The organism is Mesorhizobium sp. M0037 (assembly GCF_040323635.1).
Lineage (GTDB): Bacteria > Pseudomonadota > Alphaproteobacteria > Rhizobiales > Rhizobiaceae > Mesorhizobium.
In genome coordinates, this window is the sequence record NZ_JAMYVB010000009.1 from 192,625 (window position 1) to 210,210 (window position 17,586).

14 protein-coding genes are annotated in these 17,586 nt (G+C 64.2%); 6 read left to right on the top strand and 8 right to left on the bottom strand.

Features of this window, described 5'->3' with window-relative positions:
• Positions 1–12 precede the first annotated feature (12 nt).
• The 8 genes from NKJ78_RS16110 to NKJ78_RS16145 form a co-directional block, all read right to left on the bottom strand.
• Complete coding sequence (locus NKJ78_RS16110) at positions 13–957, bottom strand: ABC transporter permease (protein ID WP_023747355.1); 945 nt, start codon at positions 955–957, stop codon at positions 13–15.
• Positions 954–2,009, bottom strand: a complete 1,056-nt coding sequence (locus NKJ78_RS16115; RefSeq protein ID WP_023683937.1) for an ABC transporter permease — start codon at positions 2,007–2,009, stop codon at positions 954–956. The genes NKJ78_RS16110 and NKJ78_RS16115 overlap by 4 nt, the downstream gene beginning before the upstream one ends.
• Positions 2,010–2,290: 281 nt before the next feature.
• A complete protein-coding gene (locus NKJ78_RS16120) occupies positions 2,291–3,802 on the bottom strand; it encodes an ABC transporter ATP-binding protein (RefSeq protein WP_023747356.1) in 1,512 nt (503 codons plus the stop codon).
• 173 nt (positions 3,803–3,975) lie between these two features.
• Positions 3,976–5,001 (bottom strand): BMP family protein, encoded by a 1,026-nt coding sequence (locus NKJ78_RS16125; protein ID WP_023694458.1) that lies wholly within the window; start codon positions 4,999–5,001, stop codon positions 3,976–3,978.
• 128 nt (positions 5,002–5,129) lie between these two features.
• Positions 5,130–6,077, bottom strand: coding sequence for an ABC transporter permease (locus NKJ78_RS16130; protein WP_352460301.1), 948 nt, complete (start codon positions 6,075–6,077; stop codon positions 5,130–5,132).
• A 2-nt stretch (positions 6,078–6,079) separates the two neighbouring features.
• Positions 6,080–7,051, bottom strand: coding sequence for an ABC transporter permease (locus NKJ78_RS16135; RefSeq protein WP_352460302.1), 972 nt, complete (start codon positions 7,049–7,051; stop codon positions 6,080–6,082).
• Position 7,052: 1 nt separating this feature from the next.
• Positions 7,053–8,570 (bottom strand): sugar ABC transporter ATP-binding protein, encoded by a 1,518-nt coding sequence (locus NKJ78_RS16140; RefSeq protein WP_023732918.1) that lies wholly within the window; start codon positions 8,568–8,570, stop codon positions 7,053–7,055.
• A 48-nt stretch (positions 8,571–8,618) separates the two neighbouring features.
• The gene (locus tag NKJ78_RS16145; RefSeq protein WP_023670464.1) at positions 8,619–9,632 is read right to left on the bottom strand and encodes an ABC transporter substrate-binding protein; all 1,014 of its coding nucleotides are present in this window, start codon (positions 9,630–9,632) and stop codon (positions 8,619–8,621) included.
• 204 nt (positions 9,633–9,836) lie between these two features.
• Here NKJ78_RS16145 and NKJ78_RS16150 point away from each other — a divergent pair, with 204 nt between their 5' ends.
• The 6 genes from NKJ78_RS16150 to NKJ78_RS16175 all read left to right on the top strand — a co-directional run bounded on the left by NKJ78_RS16150 (position 9,837) and on the right by NKJ78_RS16175 (position 17,445).
• Entirely contained in the window at positions 9,837–12,257 is a 2,421-nt protein-coding gene (locus NKJ78_RS16150; protein WP_031242798.1) for a glucan 1,4-alpha-glucosidase, read from the top strand.
• 42 nt (positions 12,258–12,299) lie between these two features.
• Positions 12,300–13,313 (top strand): phosphogluconate dehydrogenase (NAD(+)-dependent, decarboxylating), encoded by a 1,014-nt coding sequence (gnd, locus tag NKJ78_RS16155; RefSeq protein WP_023694463.1) that lies wholly within the window; start codon positions 12,300–12,302, stop codon positions 13,311–13,313.
• A gap of 23 nt (positions 13,314–13,336) precedes the next feature.
• The gene (zwf, locus tag NKJ78_RS16160) at positions 13,337–14,710 is read left to right on the top strand and encodes a glucose-6-phosphate dehydrogenase (protein WP_352562506.1); all 1,374 of its coding nucleotides are present in this window, start codon (positions 13,337–13,339) and stop codon (positions 14,708–14,710) included.
• Positions 14,711–14,827: 117 nt separating this feature from the next.
• Positions 14,828–15,532 (top strand): ROK family protein, encoded by a 705-nt coding sequence (locus NKJ78_RS16165; RefSeq protein ID WP_023737961.1) that lies wholly within the window; start codon positions 14,828–14,830, stop codon positions 15,530–15,532.
• Between the two features lie 214 nt (positions 15,533–15,746).
• Positions 15,747–16,211, top strand: a complete 465-nt coding sequence (locus NKJ78_RS16170; RefSeq protein WP_023687743.1) for a Ros/MucR family transcriptional regulator — start codon at positions 15,747–15,749, stop codon at positions 16,209–16,211.
• A 133-nt stretch (positions 16,212–16,344) separates the two neighbouring features.
• Positions 16,345–17,445 (top strand): aminotransferase class I/II-fold pyridoxal phosphate-dependent enzyme, encoded by a 1,101-nt coding sequence (locus tag NKJ78_RS16175; protein ID WP_023736801.1) that lies wholly within the window; start codon positions 16,345–16,347, stop codon positions 17,443–17,445.
• The last annotated feature ends 141 nt before the right edge of the window (positions 17,446–17,586 follow it).

Sequence of the window (17,586 nt, forward strand, 5' to 3'; positions counted from 1 at the left end):
GTCCTACTCGCCTTACCGCTCTTCTCGTCGAAACGGCTTCAGCAGCGCCGACGGCGCAACCGCGTTGCGTGACATCACGGCCATCGCGACGATGGTGAAAATGAAGGGCAGCATCAAGAACGCCTCATAGGGAATATGCCCGAGGCCGCTCGCCTGCATGCGCAATTGTAGCGCATCGACGAAGGCGAACAGCAGCGCCGCGCCCGCAGAGCGCCACGGGTCCCAGCGGCCGAACACGACCAGCGCGATCGCCACCCAGCCACGGCCCGACACGACACCAAAGGTGAAGGCGTTGAACTGTGCCATGGTGAGGAAGGCGCCCGCAAGCCCCATCAGCGCACCGCCGAGGATGACCGCCTGGAAGCGCGTGGCGATGACGCTGACCCCAGCGGAATCAGCGGCGCGCGGGTTCTCGCCGACCATCCGCACCGACAGCCCCCAAGGCGTGCGGTAGAGCACGAAAGCAGCGACCGGGATGGCAATGATTGCCAAGTAGACCAGCGCAAACTGGTTGAAAACCGCTGACCCCAGAACCGGAATATCCGACAGCAGCGGGATCGGCAGCGTCTGAAAACCCTTGATGCTGGGCGGCACCGATTGCTGGCCGAAGGTCAGACGGTAGAGGAAATAGGCAAGGCCCGACGAGAACAGGGTGACGCCGATGCCGCAGACATGCTGGCTGAGGCCGAGCGCCACCGTGAACAGCGCATGCAGCGCGCTCATCGCCATGCCGGTCAACACCGCGGCCAGCACCCCGAGCCACAGGCTGCCGCTGAGGCTGGCGGCGGTAAAGCCGGTCATCGCGCAGAGCAGCATGATGCCTTCGATACCGAGATTGAGCACGCCGGCCCGCTCGGAGAACATCTCGCCCAGCGTGGCAAATGCCAGCGGCGTGGCGATGCGGATAATGGCGGCGAGGAAGCCGACCTGAAAAATCTGTTCGAACACCGCGCTCATAAGGCGGCACCGACGCGGCGGATGCGATAGGCCGTGAACAGCAGCGCCACCAGCATGGCGAGCAGCGCCGTGCCCTGGATGACATCGCTGAGGAACGCCGGCACGCCGGTGGCGCGCGACATCGCTTCGGCGCCGGTCATCACGGCGGCCAGGAAGATCGCCGCCGGTACGACGCCGAGCGGATTGAGCCTGGCCAGCATGGCAACGACGATGCCGGAATAGCCATAGCCCGGCGAAATGTCGCTCATCACCTGGAAATGCACGCCGCCGACCTCGCCGACGCCGGCAAGCCCGGCCAGCGCGCCCGACAGCAGCGCCGTCGAGATCAGCACCCGCTCGACATGTATGCCGCCATAGCGGGCGGCTTCCGGGCTTTCGCCGGTGACCCTGATCCGGAAGCCGAGCGTGGTGCGCACGATCAGGAACCAGATCAACGGGGCCGCGATCAACGCGGCGATGACACCCAGATGCAGCCTTGTGCCTTCGAGCAGCACCGGGAAATTCGCCGAATCCTCGATCGGCGGCGAGATCGGATAGCCGCTGAACGAGTCCTTCCACGGCCCCTCGATCAGCGCCATCAGCGCATAGTAGATGACCGAGTTGAGCAGCAGCGAGCTGACGACGTCATCCACCTTGAATTTGACCCTGAGCGTCGCGGGCACCAGCGCTACCGCGGCACCGGCAGCAGCGCCCGCCAGCGCCATCGACAGGATCGCCAGCGCGCCCGGCATTGGGATGGCGCCGACGAAGCAGCTGGCCACGGCGCCGGCCAGCAATTGGCCCTCGGCGCCGATGTTCCAGAATTTGGCCCGGAAGGCGACGGCCACAGCCAGCCCGGTGAAGATCATCGGGGCGGCGCGCACCAGCGTTTCGGTGATGGCATAGCTGTCGCCGAACGAGGCCGACAGCATCACGCCATAGGCCTCAAGCACGCCGGCGCCTGCCAGCGCGATGAGGCCGCTGCACAGGACCAGCGCTGCGCCGATGGCCAGCAGCGGCAAAGCGAGATTGAACCAGGCGGGGGTGGAACTGCGGGCTTCGAGGCGGAACATCAGCTATGCCCCTCCGCCGCCCAGACGGTCGCGCCGCCCTTCATCCGCCTGCCGGCACCTTCTCCCCGAATAGACACGGGGAGAAGGGATCCGGGCCCTATGCAACTCCCCTCTTGCAGCTGTGGTGATTGGCGAAACCATGGGTGAGAGCCCCTCTCCCCGTCTCTATACGGGGAGAGGATGCCGGCAGGCAGGTGAGGGGCAGCGCTGACGCTTAAAGTCAGCCAAAAGCGGGCAGTATTATTTGAGGTTTCTGCGAGGAACCGAGTGAGAAAGTCCATCTAGGCTCTGCCCTCCGCCCCGGTCATCAGCAGCCCAAGCCGCGCGATGGTCGCATCGGCGCTGTCCAGCGTGCCGGCGATGCGGCCCTCATACATCACCGCGATGCGGTCGCAGAGCACCAGCAGCTCTTCGAGATCCTCGCCGATGACGATGATCCCGCAGCCCTTGGCACGCATGTCGAGGAATTTTTCGTGGATGAAGCGGGCGGCACCGATGTCGAGGCCGCGCGTCGGCTGCGAGACGATCAGCACCTTCGGGTCGAAAGCCAGTTCGCGCGCCAGCAGCGCCTTCTGCAGATTGCCGCCCGACAGCGCGCCGGCGCGGGTCATCGGCCCGGGGCACCTGATGTCATAGGCCTTGATCTGTTCTTCGGCGAAGGCGCGGATCGCATCTGGCTTGAGCAGGCCCCGGCTGCTGAAAGCCGCAGTACCAATGCGCGGCAACACCATGGAATCGGCGAGCGGCAGATTGGTGACCAGCCCGGTCGTCATACGGTCTTCCGGGATGCGGCCAAGGCCGAGCGCCTGCACCTCGCGCGGGGAGAACCGCGTCACAGGTTTGCCGGCTATCGTCATCACGCCGGCGTCGGGCGCGCGCGTGCCGGAAATCACCTCGGCCAGTGCCCGCTGGCCATTGCCGGAGACCCCGGCAATGCCGAGGATTTCGCCCGCGCGAACGGCAAGCGATACATCGCGCAGCGGCGTCCCCGAATGCCGTGAGGTGGAAATACCGTCGAGCGTCAGCACCGCCGCGCCTGGGGTCGAAGGTCCTCTTGCCGGCGGCACGATCTCATGGCCGCACATCAGCTGCGCCATTTCTGCCGATGTCGTGTTCGCCGGATCGTCGACACGGCCGGCGACGCGGCCGTGCCGCAACACGGTGCAGCGATGGGTGAGCGCCCGCACCTCGTTCAATTTATGCGAGATGAAGATGATGCCGAGCCCCTGCGCCGCCATCGAGCGCAGCGCCGAAAACAGCCCGTCGACCTCGCTCGGCGCCAACACCGCCGTCGGCTCGTCGAGGATCAACAGCCTGGCGCCGCGAAACAGCGCCTTGACGATTTCGAGCCGCTGCTGCTCGCCGACCGACAGCGCGGAGACAGGCAGGTTGGGGTCCAGCGTCAGCCCATACTGACGGCTGATGTCGGACAACCGGGCAAGTCCGCCGGCGCGGTCGATGCGGCCGGATTTGCCGGGAATGCCAATCAGAAGGTTTTCCAGGACCGTCAGCCTTGGCGCCAAATGAAAATGCTGGTGCACCATGCCGATGCCGGCGGCCAGCGCATCGGCCGAACTGGTGATCCGCACGGTCTTGCCCTGGATAAGAATTTCGCCGGCATCGGGCGCATAGGCGCCGAACAGCACATTCATCAGCGTCGTCTTGCCGGCGCCGTTTTCGCCCAGCAGGCCGAGGATCTCACCTGGGGCGACGCTTAGATCGACAGCCTCATTCGCCTTGACGGCGCCGAAGCTCTTGGTGATGCCGCGCATTTCGATGAGAGGGGCGGACAAGGATGCTCCTGCGGAGATACCCCTCCCCCTCGAGGGGAGGGTGCCGAGCGAAGCGAGGCGGGTGGGGTCACCTCAACTGCCTCAACCCATGACTTAGCAGGATGGAGCACTTCGCGGAGGACCCCACCCGGCCCTGCGGGCCACCCTCCCCTCAAGGGGGAGGGTACGCCGAGCTAATCCGAAACCGGCGTGTTCTCATCCACATCCACCCGGAAATTGCCTTCCAGGATCTCGGCCTTCTTCTTCTCGACCAGATCCTTCACATCCGCCGGCAGCGTCTTGTCGAATTTATGGTAGGGCGCCAGGAACGACCCGCCCTTGGCCATGCGCGAGAAATCGCCATAATCCTGCGCGGTGAAGACACCGGCCTTGACCAGCTTGATCGCCTGCTCGACCGTCGGATACATGTCCCAGACCGGCCCGGTTATGACCGTGTCGGGGCCGAGGCTCGACTGGTCGGACATGTTGGAGATGGCGAGGATCTTCTTGTCCACCGCCGCCTCGATGACGCCGAAGCGCTCGGCATAGATGACATCGACGCCGGCATCGATCTGGGCGACCGCCGCTTCCTTGGCCTTGGGCGGATCGAAGAACGAGCCAATGAAGGCGACCTTCTTCTTGATGTTGGGATTGACCTCCTTGGCGCCGGCAAAGAAGGCGTTGACCAGCCGGTTCACTTCCGGAATGCCCATGGCCGCCACCGCGCCGATCGTGCCCGACTTCGACATCTTGCCGGCGATCATGCCGGACAGATAGGCCGGCTCGTGGATCCAGTTGTCGAAGACGCCGAAATTGGGCTCGGCCGGGCCGGCGCCCGAGCCGAACAGCCATGCCGTCTTCGGGAACTGCTTTGCCGTGCGGCGCGATTCACGCTCGGCGGCGAAGGCGTCGCCCAGCACCAGCTGGTACCCGCCTTGCGCATATTCGCGCATGACGCGGCTGAAATCGGCGGTCTGCACCTTTTCCGACCATTTGTATTCGATGCCGAGTTCCTTCTCGGCCTTCTGCAGGGCGACGTGGATCTGGTTGTCCCACGGCTCCTCGATCGGCGTGGCGAAGATCGCCGCCACCTTCAGCTTCTTGTCCTTGGCGAGGGCTGCACCCGGCAGCATGGCTGCGGCCAGGCCAAGTGCGCCGAGTTCCAGCACGTCGCGCCGCGACAGGCCGGTCGATTGCGATTTGTTTTTCCGGTTTTCCATCTAGTGCCCCTCTGTTTGACAGCCGTGTCGAGCCGACTGTTCCGAAATCAGACGCGGAACTATGGAACGGGTGCGGACTTTTGTCCACATGGTCAAATTTGGCGGGACTGCTGCCGGGCTCACGCCTTTTAGCGCAGCGCTTTCTCGCCGCCGGCTACGGTGATGACGCCGACGATGATCAGCCCGGTCAGCAACAGCCGAACGCCGGCGCTGACGCCGAACGTGTTGAGCATGGTCAGAAGCAGCACCAGGAACAGCGCCGCGCCCCAGACACCGGGAACATTGGCCTTGCCACCGGCGACCGAGGTGCCGCCGATGACGACGACGGCGATCGAGGCCAGCAGGTACTCGTTGCCGATATCGACATTGGCGCCGCGGAAATAGCCGGCGAGCAGCGCCCCGTCCATGCCGCCGAGCGCGCCCGACAGCGTGTAAGTCAGGAAGCGGGTGCGGCCGACATTGACGCCGGCAAGCCACGCGGCGCGGATGTTCTGGCCGATCGCCAGCACCGAGCGGCCATAGATCATGCGCTGCAAGGCGATGGCCGCACCGATGCTGAACAATACGGTAAGGATCGCCAGCACTGGAATGCCCAGGATTTGCCAGTTCGCAAAATCGGCAAAGCCGGGCGGCGGCTTGATCTGCAGGCCACGCCCATAGCTGATGTCGATCGACTGGATGATGAAGCTGGCCGACAGAGTGGCGATGATCGGCGGGATCCTCAGCGCCCAGATCAGGAGATAGTTGACGGCACCGATGGCGGCGCCGCAGGCGAGCGCGGCGAGCAGCCCGACCACGATCATGGAATCGCTGCCGCCCATGACCTTCATGGCGACGGCACTGGCGAGCCCGATATTGGCCGGCAGCGACAGGTCGACATTGCCTGGCCCGAGCGTGATGACGAACATTTGGCCGACTCCGACGATGACGGTGAACACCGCCAGCGACAGTGCCGCCGTGACCATGCCACCGCCGCCATAGCCGCCGGTGAAAGCGATGGTCGCCAGCCAGACGAACATCGCGCCGATGAACGACCTTATCCAGGGTTTGGCGGCCAGCGATTTAACCAGCGTCATCGCTACCTCTCCCTGCGGCTGATCAGGACGCGGGCTGCCAGCACGATCATCAGGATGGCGCCGTTGGCGGCGACCTGCCAATCCGGCGGAATGTGCATGAAGGTGAGCAGAGGCGATGCCGCCAGCGCCAGTGTCAGCGCGCCGAGCACGGCGCCGATCGGCGACACCCGGCCGCCGACGAACTCGCCGCCGCCGAGAATGACGCCGGCGATCGCCAGCAGCGTGTAGCCATTGCCGATATTGGCGTCGGCCGAGGTGGTGATGCCGATCAGCGCCATGCCGGACAGAACGCCGAATAGGCCGGTCAGCGCAAACAGCACGATCTTGGTTCGAAGCAGCGACCAGCCAGCGCGCCTGAGCGCCGCCGGATTACCGCCGGATCCCCGCAGGATGACGCCATAGGAGGTGCGCATCAGCCCAAAATGCACCACCGCTGCGATCGCCAGCGCGGCGATGATAGGGAACGGAATGAAGGGCGGCTTGAAGGCCATCAGCGACAAGAGCCAGTCCGGCGCCTTGCCACCGGGCTTGGGCAGCACCAGAATGGCAAGCCCCTGCCAGACGAAGCTCATGCCCAGCGTCACCACGATCGACGGCAGATTGCGCAGATGGATCAGTGCGCCGAGCAGCGCATAAACGCCTATGGAGCCGAGCAGGATGATCACGCCGAGCAGCGGCGCGTCCTTCAGCCAGGTCGCGGTGACGCAGCCGACAAAGCCGACAAAGGTGCCGATCGACAGATCGAGCTCATTGCCGGCGATGACGAACATCTGGGCGATCGTCGCCAGCGCGATCGGAATAGCGAGGTTCAACATCAGGCTGAAGCCGAAATAGCTGATGGCGCGTGGGTTGAGCCAGGCGATGGCGATAACCACCAGCGCCAGCGACAGCGCCGGCAACAGGCTGCGCAGCAGGCGCGCGCGGGCCGCGCTGCTGCGCGGCGAGGACGTAGGGCCGGGAGCGACTGCCGTCATCTCAGGCCGCGTCGCCGAATGAGGACTGGATGATCTTTTCCTCGGTCAGCTCGTCGCGCGTGAGATTGGCGACGATGCGGCCGTTCTTGAAGACATGGATGTGGTCGCAATTGTCGAGCTCTTCGGTCTCGGTGGTGTACCAGAGGAAGGTCCGGCCCTTGGCCGCCTCCTCGCGCACGAGATCGTAGACCTCAAGCTTGGTGCCGATGTCCACGCCGCGCATCGGATCGTCCATCAGCACGATCTGCGCATCGGAACCCAGTGCGCGGGCAAACAGCGCCTTCTGCTGGTTGCCGCCGGACAGCGAGAAGATGTTGTTGGTCATGTCAGGCGTGCGGATGCCGATCTTCTGCTTCCAAAACTCAGCAAGCTCGGCCTCGCGCTGCGGCGAGATCAGCAACCCTTTGCGCAGCCGCGCCAGCGAGCGGATGCCGATGTTTTCGGCAATAGACCATTGCGGGAAAATGCCGTCCGATTGGCGGTCTCCGGCCACCAGCGCCACCGGGGCGGTCACCTCGATATCAAGCCTTCTACGCGTCGCGGCGGCAAAGATCGCCAGCAACAGGTCGGTCTGGCCATGGCCGGCAAGCCCGGCAAGCCCGATGATCTCGCCGGCGCGAGCGACAAGCTCCTTGCCGTCCTGCTGCCGCTCGGGCCGCGCCCGCACCCTGAGCGGGCCCGCCGCCGGCCTGGCGGCGATCTCCGCCGCGATCTTCTCGCGCGCTTCCGCGCCGCCCATGGTGGCCACCAGCCGGTCGCGGTCGAACGCTTTTGCAACGTCCGTGGCGACCACCTTGCCGTCGCGCATGACCACGATGCGGTCGGCATTCTGCAGCACCTCGCCCAGCACATGCGAGATCAGGATGCAGCTGCCCCCGGTGGCTACGAAACGGCGCACGAAGGCAAGCAGCTGGCCCGCAGTATGCGCGTCCAGCGAAGAGGTCGGCTCGTCGAGAATGACCAAGTCGAGCGGATCGCGCGTCACCGTGAAGGCGCGCGCCACCTCGACCATCTGCCGCCGGCCGATGGAGAGATCGCCGGCAATGTCGTCTGCCGAGATGCCGTGATCCGGAAAGATTTCGTCCAGCTTGGCGGCAATGAGAGCAGCCGCCTTGCGTCGCCAGCCGAAGCCGGTGAGCGCCGGATGGTTGATGCGCGTATTCTCCGCGATACTGAGGTTAGGGCAGAGCGACAGTTCCTGGAACACGCAGCGTATGCCGAGTTTCAGCGCGCGCGCCACCGAGTAGTCGGTTTCGGCATTGCCACGCACCGCGATCTCACCGCCATCGGGCTGCAGCGTACCGGCCACCATATGCATCAGCGTCGATTTGCCGGCTCCGTTGTGGCCGACCAGCCCGACGCATTCGCCTGATACAACATGGAAGTCGACGCCGTTAAGCGCCCGAACGGCGCCGAAATGTTTTTCGGCGCCGTTCAGCCTGATGATGTCCAAATGGGCGGCGCCGAAATGTTTTTCGGCGCCGCCCAGTCTGATGATGTCCGTATTGGCCTCAGGCATGCTCAACGATATCCGGTCGGTCATGCCGCTGGCAATGAATGCAATGCATCACTTGATATTGGCTTTGATCGCCGCGATTGCGTCTTCCTGGCTGTATTCGTGGGTGGCGACGCCGCCCTCCTTGATTTTCGGCAGCTCGGTCTCGAAATTGTCCTGGGTAAAGGCGAGATACGGCACCAAAAGGTCATGCGGAATGTCGGTGCGGCCGTCGAGCACCTGCTGCGCCACCCAGAAGGCCAGCGACGACACGCCGGGCGCGATCGAGGCCGACCAGGTCTGGTAGCCATCCTTGTCCTTCTGCTCCTTCCACCATTTCAGCTCGTCCTGGCGGTTGCCCATGATGATGGTCGGACGCGGCTTGCCTGCGGCGGCAAAGGCTTGTGCCGCGCCATAACCGTCACCGCCCTGGTCGACGATGCCGACGATGTCGGGCAACGAAGGCAGGATCGTCGCGACCGCCTTCTGCGCCGTCGTCTGGTCCCAGTCGCCGGTCACCGAACCGACGATCTTGAACTCGGGATGGGCGGCGACGCCTTCCAAGATACCGGCATGGATGGCATCGTCGATCGAGGTGCCGGCAAGGCCGCGGATTTCCAGCAAATTGCCGCCCTTGGGCTGGAACTTGGCCATCTGCTCGACTTCCTGCTTGCCCATGTCCTTGAAGTCGACGACGACGCGGTAGGCGCAAGGTTCGGTGACGGTCCCGTCGAAGGAGACGACGACGATGCCGGCATCGCAGGCCTGCTTGATGGCGCCGTTCAGCGCATCCGGCGATGCGGCATTGATGACGATGGCGTCATAACCCTGCAGGATCAGGTTCTGCACCTGGGCAGCCTGGGTCGGCACTTCCTTGTCGGCGGTGGTGAAGATGTCGGCGGCGCCGACGATCTTATCCTCCACCGCCTTCTTGGTGACGATGCCGTAGCTGTCGAGCATCGCCTGGCGCCACGAATTGCCGGCGTAATTGTTGGAGAAGGCGATCTTCTTGCCGCTGGTGTCGGCAAGCGCCGTGCCCGAGGCGAGCATCGCCGCCAGAGCGCTCAGGACGAGCAGTGTCTTCATGTCATAATCCTCCCATAGATTGTCGGCCCCGCCGACTGTTGCAGATGGTTTTGGCGTTGTCTGCCTGTTTTTTATCTATTGTCAGACAAATTCAGATACGCCCGCTTGTCAACTGCGATCGATCACGCTTGGACGATCAACTTCAGGTGCGGCGGTTGAAAAGCCTTCGCGTGCTGGTCTAGGGAAGGGTCCAGGAGACCATGCATGGCAGCGATGCCGCCGACCCTTCCCCCCAGTGCACCCAAAAGAATGGGCGCCCCCGGAATTCCGGCGCGCTGGACGTCAAGCGCCAAGAGCGGCGTAGGTGCCGCGCTTTCGCCGGCGAGCCGCGTCTGGTTCACGCTCAGCCATGGCATCGTCAACGAGGTCTATTATCCCGGCCTCGACAGCGCCTGCACGCGCGACATGGGACTGCTGGTCACCGGTCCCGGCGGCTGGTTCTCCGAGGAGAAGCGTGACGCCACGCATGCCATCGAGCCGTTCGAGGACGGCGTGCCCGCCTACCGGCTGATCAACGCGACGGCGCGTTACCAGATCGAAAAGCGCATCCTGGCGGATCCGGCGCGCCCGGCCTTGCTGCAGGAAACCAGCTTCACGGCACTCGAGGGCGTGGCCACGGACTACCGCGTCTACGCCCTGCTGGCGCCGCATCTGGTCAGTGCCGGCATGGGCAACACCGCCTGGACCGACGAGCACAAGGGGAGGCCGATGCTGTTCGCGTCCGGGCGCGGCACCTGCCTGGCGCTTGCATCCTCGCTGCCCTGGGGTGATTGCTCGGCCGGCTATGCAGGCTTTTCCGACGGCTGGCAGCAACTCAGCCGCGCCGGCCGGCTCGATCCGGCCTGCCAAAGGGCGGAGGACGGCAATGTCGCGCTGACCGGCGAGATCGGCTTTTCCTTACGCAACAGCAAAGCCTTGCTTGCGCTTGGGTTTGGGGCAACGCCGGATGAAGCGGCCGAAAACGCCGCCGCCAGCCTGAAACGCGGTTTTGAGCCGGCGGCAAAGGCCTATGTCGCGAAATGGCGGAAATGGCAGGCAGGCCTGACGGCGCTCGACCACCATGATGCATCCGGCCTCAACACCTACCGCGTCAGCACAGCGGTGCTGGCGACACACCTGTCGCTGGCGAGGCCCGGTGCGGCCGTCGCCAGCCTGTCGATCCCCTGGGGGTTCAGCAAGGGCGACGACGACCTTGGCGGCTATCATCTGGTCTGGCCGCGCGACCTTGTGGAAACCGCGGGCGGCTTCCTCGCCGCCGGCGATCCGGCGCAGGCGCTTGAGATCCTTGCCTATCTCCGTTCCATCCAGCAGCCGGACGGCCACTGGCCACAAAATGTGTGGCTCGACGGCTCGCTCTATTGGCCGGGCATCCAGATGGACGAATGCGCCTTCCCGCTGCTGCTTGCCGATGCGCTGCACCGCGCCGGCCACCTGCCGCGCGCCAAGCTCGCCGCCTTCATGCCGATGATCGAGAAGGCCGCGTCCTATGTCGTGCGCAATGGTCCCGTCACCGGGCAGGACCGCTGGGAAGAGGATGCCGGCTACAGCCCATTCACGCTCGCCGTCGAAATATCGGCACTGCTTGGCGCCGCCGATCTGTTCGACGTTGACGGCAAACCGGAACCGGCTAACTATTTGCGCGAGGTCGCGGATTGCTGGAACGACCAGATCGAGCGCTGGACCTATGTCAACGGCACACCGCAGTGCCACGAGGCTGGCGTCGACGGCTACTACATCCGCATCGCGCCGGCCGACGGTTCAGGCGCCGCATCGCCGAAGGACGGCTTCGTACCGATCAAGAACCGTCCGCCGGGCGATACCGACAAGCCGGCCGAAGCGATTGTCAGCCCGGACGCGCTGGCGCTGGTCCGCTTCGGCCTCAGGGCCGCGGACGATCCGCGCATCGTCGGCACGGTCAAGATCATAGACGCGCAACTGCGCTGCGACCTGCCGCAAGGGCCTCTCTGGTATCGCTACACCAGCGACGGTTATGGCGAACACGCCGACGGCGCGCCCTTCGACGGCAACGGCCAGGGCCGGCCCTGGCCGTTGCTGGCCGGCGAACGCGCCCACTACGAGCTGGCCGCCGGTAACAAGGACAAGGCGGCAAGCCTGCTCAGGACATTCGAGGCTTCGGCTGGCGTGGGCGGTCTGCTGCCGGAACAGGTCTGGGACCGCGCCGACATACCGGAGCGCGAATTGTGGCTGGGCAGGCCGTCGGGCAGCGCCATGCCGCTGGTCTGGGCGCATTCGGAACACATCAAGCTGTTGCGCTCGCTCCGCGACGGCGCCGTCTTCGACATGCCGCCGCAAGGCGTCAAGCGCTATGTCAGGGACAAGACCGGCTCGCCGCTGAGGATATGGCGCTTCAACAACAGGCTGCGCACCATGGAAGCCGGCAAGACGCTGCGGGTTGAACTGCTGCAGCCGGCACTGATCCGCTGGAGCGGCGACCAGTGGCAGACCAGCCATGAAATCAACACTTCCGTGAATGTCTTTTGCGTCCATCTGGCGGATCTGCCGGTGGCCGATATTCCGCGAGGTAATACGATCGTCTTCACTTTTTTCTGGCCCGACGGCGACCGTTGGGAGAATGTCGACTTCACCGTCGGCATTGAGAACTAACTCGCCAGCAATTTTCTTTCCTCAAGCGACTAGGACAAGACCATGCAGATCGGAATGATGGGACTAGGCAGGATGGGCGCCAACATGGTGCGCCGCCTGATGCGCGACGGCCATGAATGCGTCGTCTACGACATCAACCCGGCAAGCGTTGCCGGCCTGGTTGCCGATGGCGCCATCGGCGCCGCATCGATGGAGGAGTTCGTCGGCAAGCTTTCCAAGCCGCGCAGCGCCTGGCTGATGCTGCCAGCGGCGATCACCGGCAAGATCGCCGACCAGGTGGCGGCGCTGATGGAACCCGGCGACATCATCATCGACGGCGGCAATTCCTATTATCACGACGCGGTCGACCAGGCGGCCGAACTCGCGGCCAAGGGCCTGCACTATGTCGATGTCGGCACCAGCGGCGGCGTTTGGGGCTTGGAGCGCGGCTACTGCCTGATGATCGGCGGCCCCGATACGGCGGTCAAACACCTCGATCCGATCTTCGCCACGCTGGCGCCCGGCGCCGATGCCGGCGCCACGCCCGACAAGGCGGGCGGGACCGCACCCTTTGGCTACCTGCATTGCGGACCGAGCGGCGCCGGCCATTTCGTCAAGATGATCCACAACGGCATCGAATATGGTGTCATGGCCGCCTACGCCGAAGGCATGAACATCCTGAAATCGGCCAATGCCGGCAAAAGACAGCGCACTGCCGACGCCGAGACCAGCCCTTTGGAAAACCCGCAATACTATCAGTTCGACATCGACCTGCCGCAGGTGGCCGAGGTCTGGCGCCATGGCAGTGTGATCGGCTCCTGGCTGCTCGACCTCACCGCCGGCGCTCTGAAGAGCGACCCGGCATTGGCCCAGTTCGGCGGCCGCGTCTCCGATTCCGGTGAAGGCCGCTGGACGCTGAAGGCGGCGATCGACACCGGCGTGCCGGCGCCGGTTCTGTCCTCGGCTTTGTTCGACCGCTTCTCCTCGCAGGGCGAATCCGAATTCGCCGACAAGCTGCTGTCGGCCATGCGCTATGCCTTTGGCGGCCATGTCGAAAAGCCGAAGGCCGGCAAGTGAAGGCCGCAGGGGAGACGCGCAAGATGAGCCCGGAACGGTCCGACACGCTGGTGCTCTTCGGAGCAACCGGCGACCTTGCCCACAAGAAGATATTTCCGGCCCTCTACCAGATGGTAGCCAAGGGGACGCTGACCGAGCCGGTGATCGGCGTCGCCTTCGATGCATGGGACATCAACCAATTGCAGGCGCGGGCCCGCGACGGCATCGTCAACGATGTCGGCAAGATCGACGAAAAGATCTTCGCCAAATTCGCCAGTCTGCTGCGCTATGTCAGCGGCGACTACCGCGACGGCGCGACCTTCGAGAAGCTGAAGACGGCGCTCGGCTCGGCGCAGCGGCCGCTGCACTATATGGCGGTGCCGCCGACCATGTTCGAGACCGTCGTCCAGGGGCTGGAGCAATCCGGTACCGCGCATGGCGCGCGGCTGATGGTGGAAAAGCCGTTCGGCCACGATCTCCAATCGGCGCGCTGGCTGAACCGCGTGCTGCATCTGGTGTTCGAAGAGCAGTCGATCTTCCGCATCGACCACTATCTCGGCAAGGAGGCGATCCAGAACCTGCTCTATTTCCGCTTTGCCAATTCCTTTCTCGAGCCGATCTGGAACCGCAACTTCGTCGAAAGCGTACAGATCACCATGGCCGAGGACTTCGGCGTCGAAGGCCGTGGCAAATTCTATGACGATGTCGGCGCTATCCGCGATGTGATCGAGAACCATCTGCTCAACATCCTTTTGCTGCTCGCCATGGAACTGCCGGTCGGCCGCTCGGCCGACGATCTGATCGACGAGAAGGTGCAGGTGCTGCGCGCCATCCGCACGCTGACCAAGGACGACGTCGTGCGCGGCCAGTTCACCGGCTACCTCGCTGAACCCGGCGTGAAGCCGAACTCGCCGGTCGAAACCTTTGCTGCCGTGCGCTTCATGGTCGACACCTGGCGCTGGCAGGACGTGCCGTTCTTCATCCGCACCGGCAAGAACATGCCGGTGCATGTGACCGAAGTGATCGTGCGGCTGAAGCGGCCGCCGCTCGACGTCTTCGATCCGATCAAGCCCAGCGACGCAAATTACGTGCGCTTCCGCATCGACCCGCAGGTGGCGATCTCGATCGGCGCGCAACGCAAGGCGCCCGGCGACGACATGGTCGGCGAGCAGGTCGAGCTCACCGCGCTCGACGATTCGAAGGGCGACATGCCGCCCTATGAGCGGCTGATCGGCGATGCCATGAACGGCAATGGCCAATTGTTCACCCGCCAGGATGCCAGCGAGCTTGCCTGGCGCATTGTCGGCCCGGTGCTGGGCGACACCACGCCGCCGCATATGTATGAGCCGAAGACCTGGGGGCCTGCCGACGCCATGGCCAGCTTCGGGCCGCCCAACGGCTGGATCAATCCGACTTGAGCAATTCCAGGAAAGTGCGAGCGGTTTTTCCGTCCGGAATTGCGTAAAAACAAAGAGTTGGAGCATTCCCCCGTTTCCCTGAAACGGGGAACGCGCCAAGTGAGCGGAGGAAACGACATGGCCAAGGCAGCCAGGCCCGCGAAGGCCAAGGCGGAACCGATCGTGCTGACGATCGATGTCGGCGGCTCGCACGTAAAAATCCTCACCAGCGCAGGCGGCGAGATGCGCCGGGCCGATTCCGGACCGGATCTGACGCCGCAGCAGATGGTCGCCACGGTGAAGACGCTGGCCGAAGGGCTGCCCTATGACGTGATCTCGATGGGCTATCCCGGCCCGGTCAGGCACAACAGGCCTTCGCTCGATCCCGCCAATCTCGGCAAGGGCTGGGACGGCTACGATTTTGCCGCCGCCTTCGGCAAGCCGGTCAAGGTCGTCAACGACGCGCTGCTGCAGGCGATCGGCAGCTACGATGGCGGGCGCATGCTGTTCCTCGGCCTCGGCACCGGCCTGGGCGCGGCGATGATCCTCAACAATGTCGGCCAGCCGATGGAACTGGCGCATCTGCCGTACCGCAAGGGCGGCAGTTTCGAAGATTATGTCGGCGAGCGCGGCCTGGAGAAATACGGCAAGAAGAAATGGCGCAAATACGTTTTCGACGTCGTCGGGCGGCTGCGTGCGGCGCTGCAGCCGGATTATGTCGTGATCGGCGGCGGCAATGTCGACAGACTGGATGAATTGCCCGCCACATCCAGGCGCGGCGACAATACGCGCGCTTTCGAGGGCGGTTTTCGACTATGGCGCGACAGGGCGCTCATCGTCTGATAGTATTAAAATTCAGTATAGTTGTTCAAAATGACGTGTGGCGCGATACGAAGTCATTGCGTTACGCAGATTTGGCGATTAGATCGGTGGCACCGGATGGAATCATCTGGCGCAACCGCACATATGCGGCAAGACAAATGACTAGAGCGGATTTCCGGCTCCGCTGGGACCACTCTGGGAGTTTCCGCCACCCCCCTAGCGACGGAGAGATAAATTGGCCGACGACAGCAACGACTCTGACAAGGACATCGACCTGCTCGAGCTTACCGCCCATATCGTGTCCGCTTACGTCGAGAAGAACCGCTTGCCCGTTGCCGGCCTGAGCGATCTCATCGCCAGCGTTGCGGCGTCGATCGGCGGGCTCAGCCAGCCGCCGGCCCCAGTGGCGGCGCCGCAGATCCCGGCCGTCAATCCCAAGCGGTCGGTGACGCCGGACTACATCATCTGCCTCGAGGACGGCAAAAAATTCAAATCGCTGAAGCGCCATCTCGGCGTCCATTTCAACCTGACGCCGGAAGCCTATCGTACCAAATGGGGCCTGCCGGCCGACTATCCGATGGTCGCCCCCAACTACGCGGCGTCGCGCTCCGAGCTGGCCAAGTCGATCGGCCTCGGCCGCAAGGCTGCAGTGGCCGCGCCGGCGAAAGCCAAGGGTCGGAAGGCCAAAGTTCCGGCCTGAGTGGGATCAGCGCCTCGGCCCTGAGCCAATCGTTTGGACGACTGGAACAGAAGCCTGCCGGCGAATGAGCCTTGGCAGGCTTCGTGCTTTTGTGGCTTGGATACACCACAGAGATTGCTTTGGGGGAGCAGCGATGAACTACGCCAGAATGGTGATCGAGAAAGAGGCGCCGGAGGAATACGGCTACGATCGCATTCGGTTCAATCTCTCCGAAAGCTCGATCGCCGATCAGAAACTCTCCGACGTCGGCCTGTCGCTGCCGGATCTCACGCTGTTCTACGGCGAGCATCGCGGCGACAAGGAGTTGCGGGCGCTGATCGCGGCGCAAGACAAAGGCATCTCCGCTGACGATGTTCTGGTGACCGCCGGTGCGGCGGGCGCGCTCTTCATCATTTCGACCTCGCTTCTGTCGGAGCGCGACCATCTTGTCGTCGTCCGGCCGAACTACGCCACCAACATCGAGACCCCCAAGGCGATCGGCTGCGCCATCTCCTATGTCGATCTCGATTTCGACGCAGGCTTTGCCATCGATTTCGGCCGCGTCGCCGCCAGCATGCAACCGAACACCAAGCTGATCAGCGTCACCTGCCCGCACAACCCGACCGGCACGATGATGGGCCGGGCCGATCTCGACGCGCTGATTGCGCTGGCCGAAGCGAGCGGCTGCCATCTGCTGGTCGACGAGACCTATCGCGACCTCTCCTATGGACAGCGCCTGCCGGCGGCGGCTTCTCTCAGCCCCAAAGCGATCAGCGTCTCGTCGCTGTCGAAAGCCTTCGGCATTCCCGGCATCCGCATTGGCTGGCTGATCACCAGCGATGCCGAACTGCAGGAGCGCTTCCTCGCCGCCAAGGAGCAGATCGGCATTTGCGGCAGCGTCATCGACGAAGGCATTGCGCGCGGCATGCTGGGGCGCCGCGACGCTTTCTTGGGCGCGCTGCTGCCCGAGATGGCGAAACGCCGCGACATCGTGCAAGACTGGATCGACCGCGAGCCGCTGGTCGACTGGGTGCGGCCACAAGGCGGCGTCGTCGGATTTCCAAGGCTCAATGTCAGTCCAGACTTCGACCTCGACCGTTTCTACGTCAATCTCTTGGAAAACCACGGCACCTATGTCGGTCCCGGCCACTGGTTCGATATGCCCAAGCGCTTCTTCCGCGTCGGTTTCGGCTGGCCGAAAGAGGCGGAATTACAGGGCGGCCTCGACGCCATCACCGCCGCGCTGAGGCAGTAACGTCCGCGTGCAATCGGGCGAGCGGCTGGAAAACCACTTGATCCAGGCCCGATTTTCACGCATACGCGCCCCGAACTTTGATAAGTTTCATTGGCCGGAACAGCGCCCATTTCCGGGAAGTGCCCCGCCGGCCAATGCAAG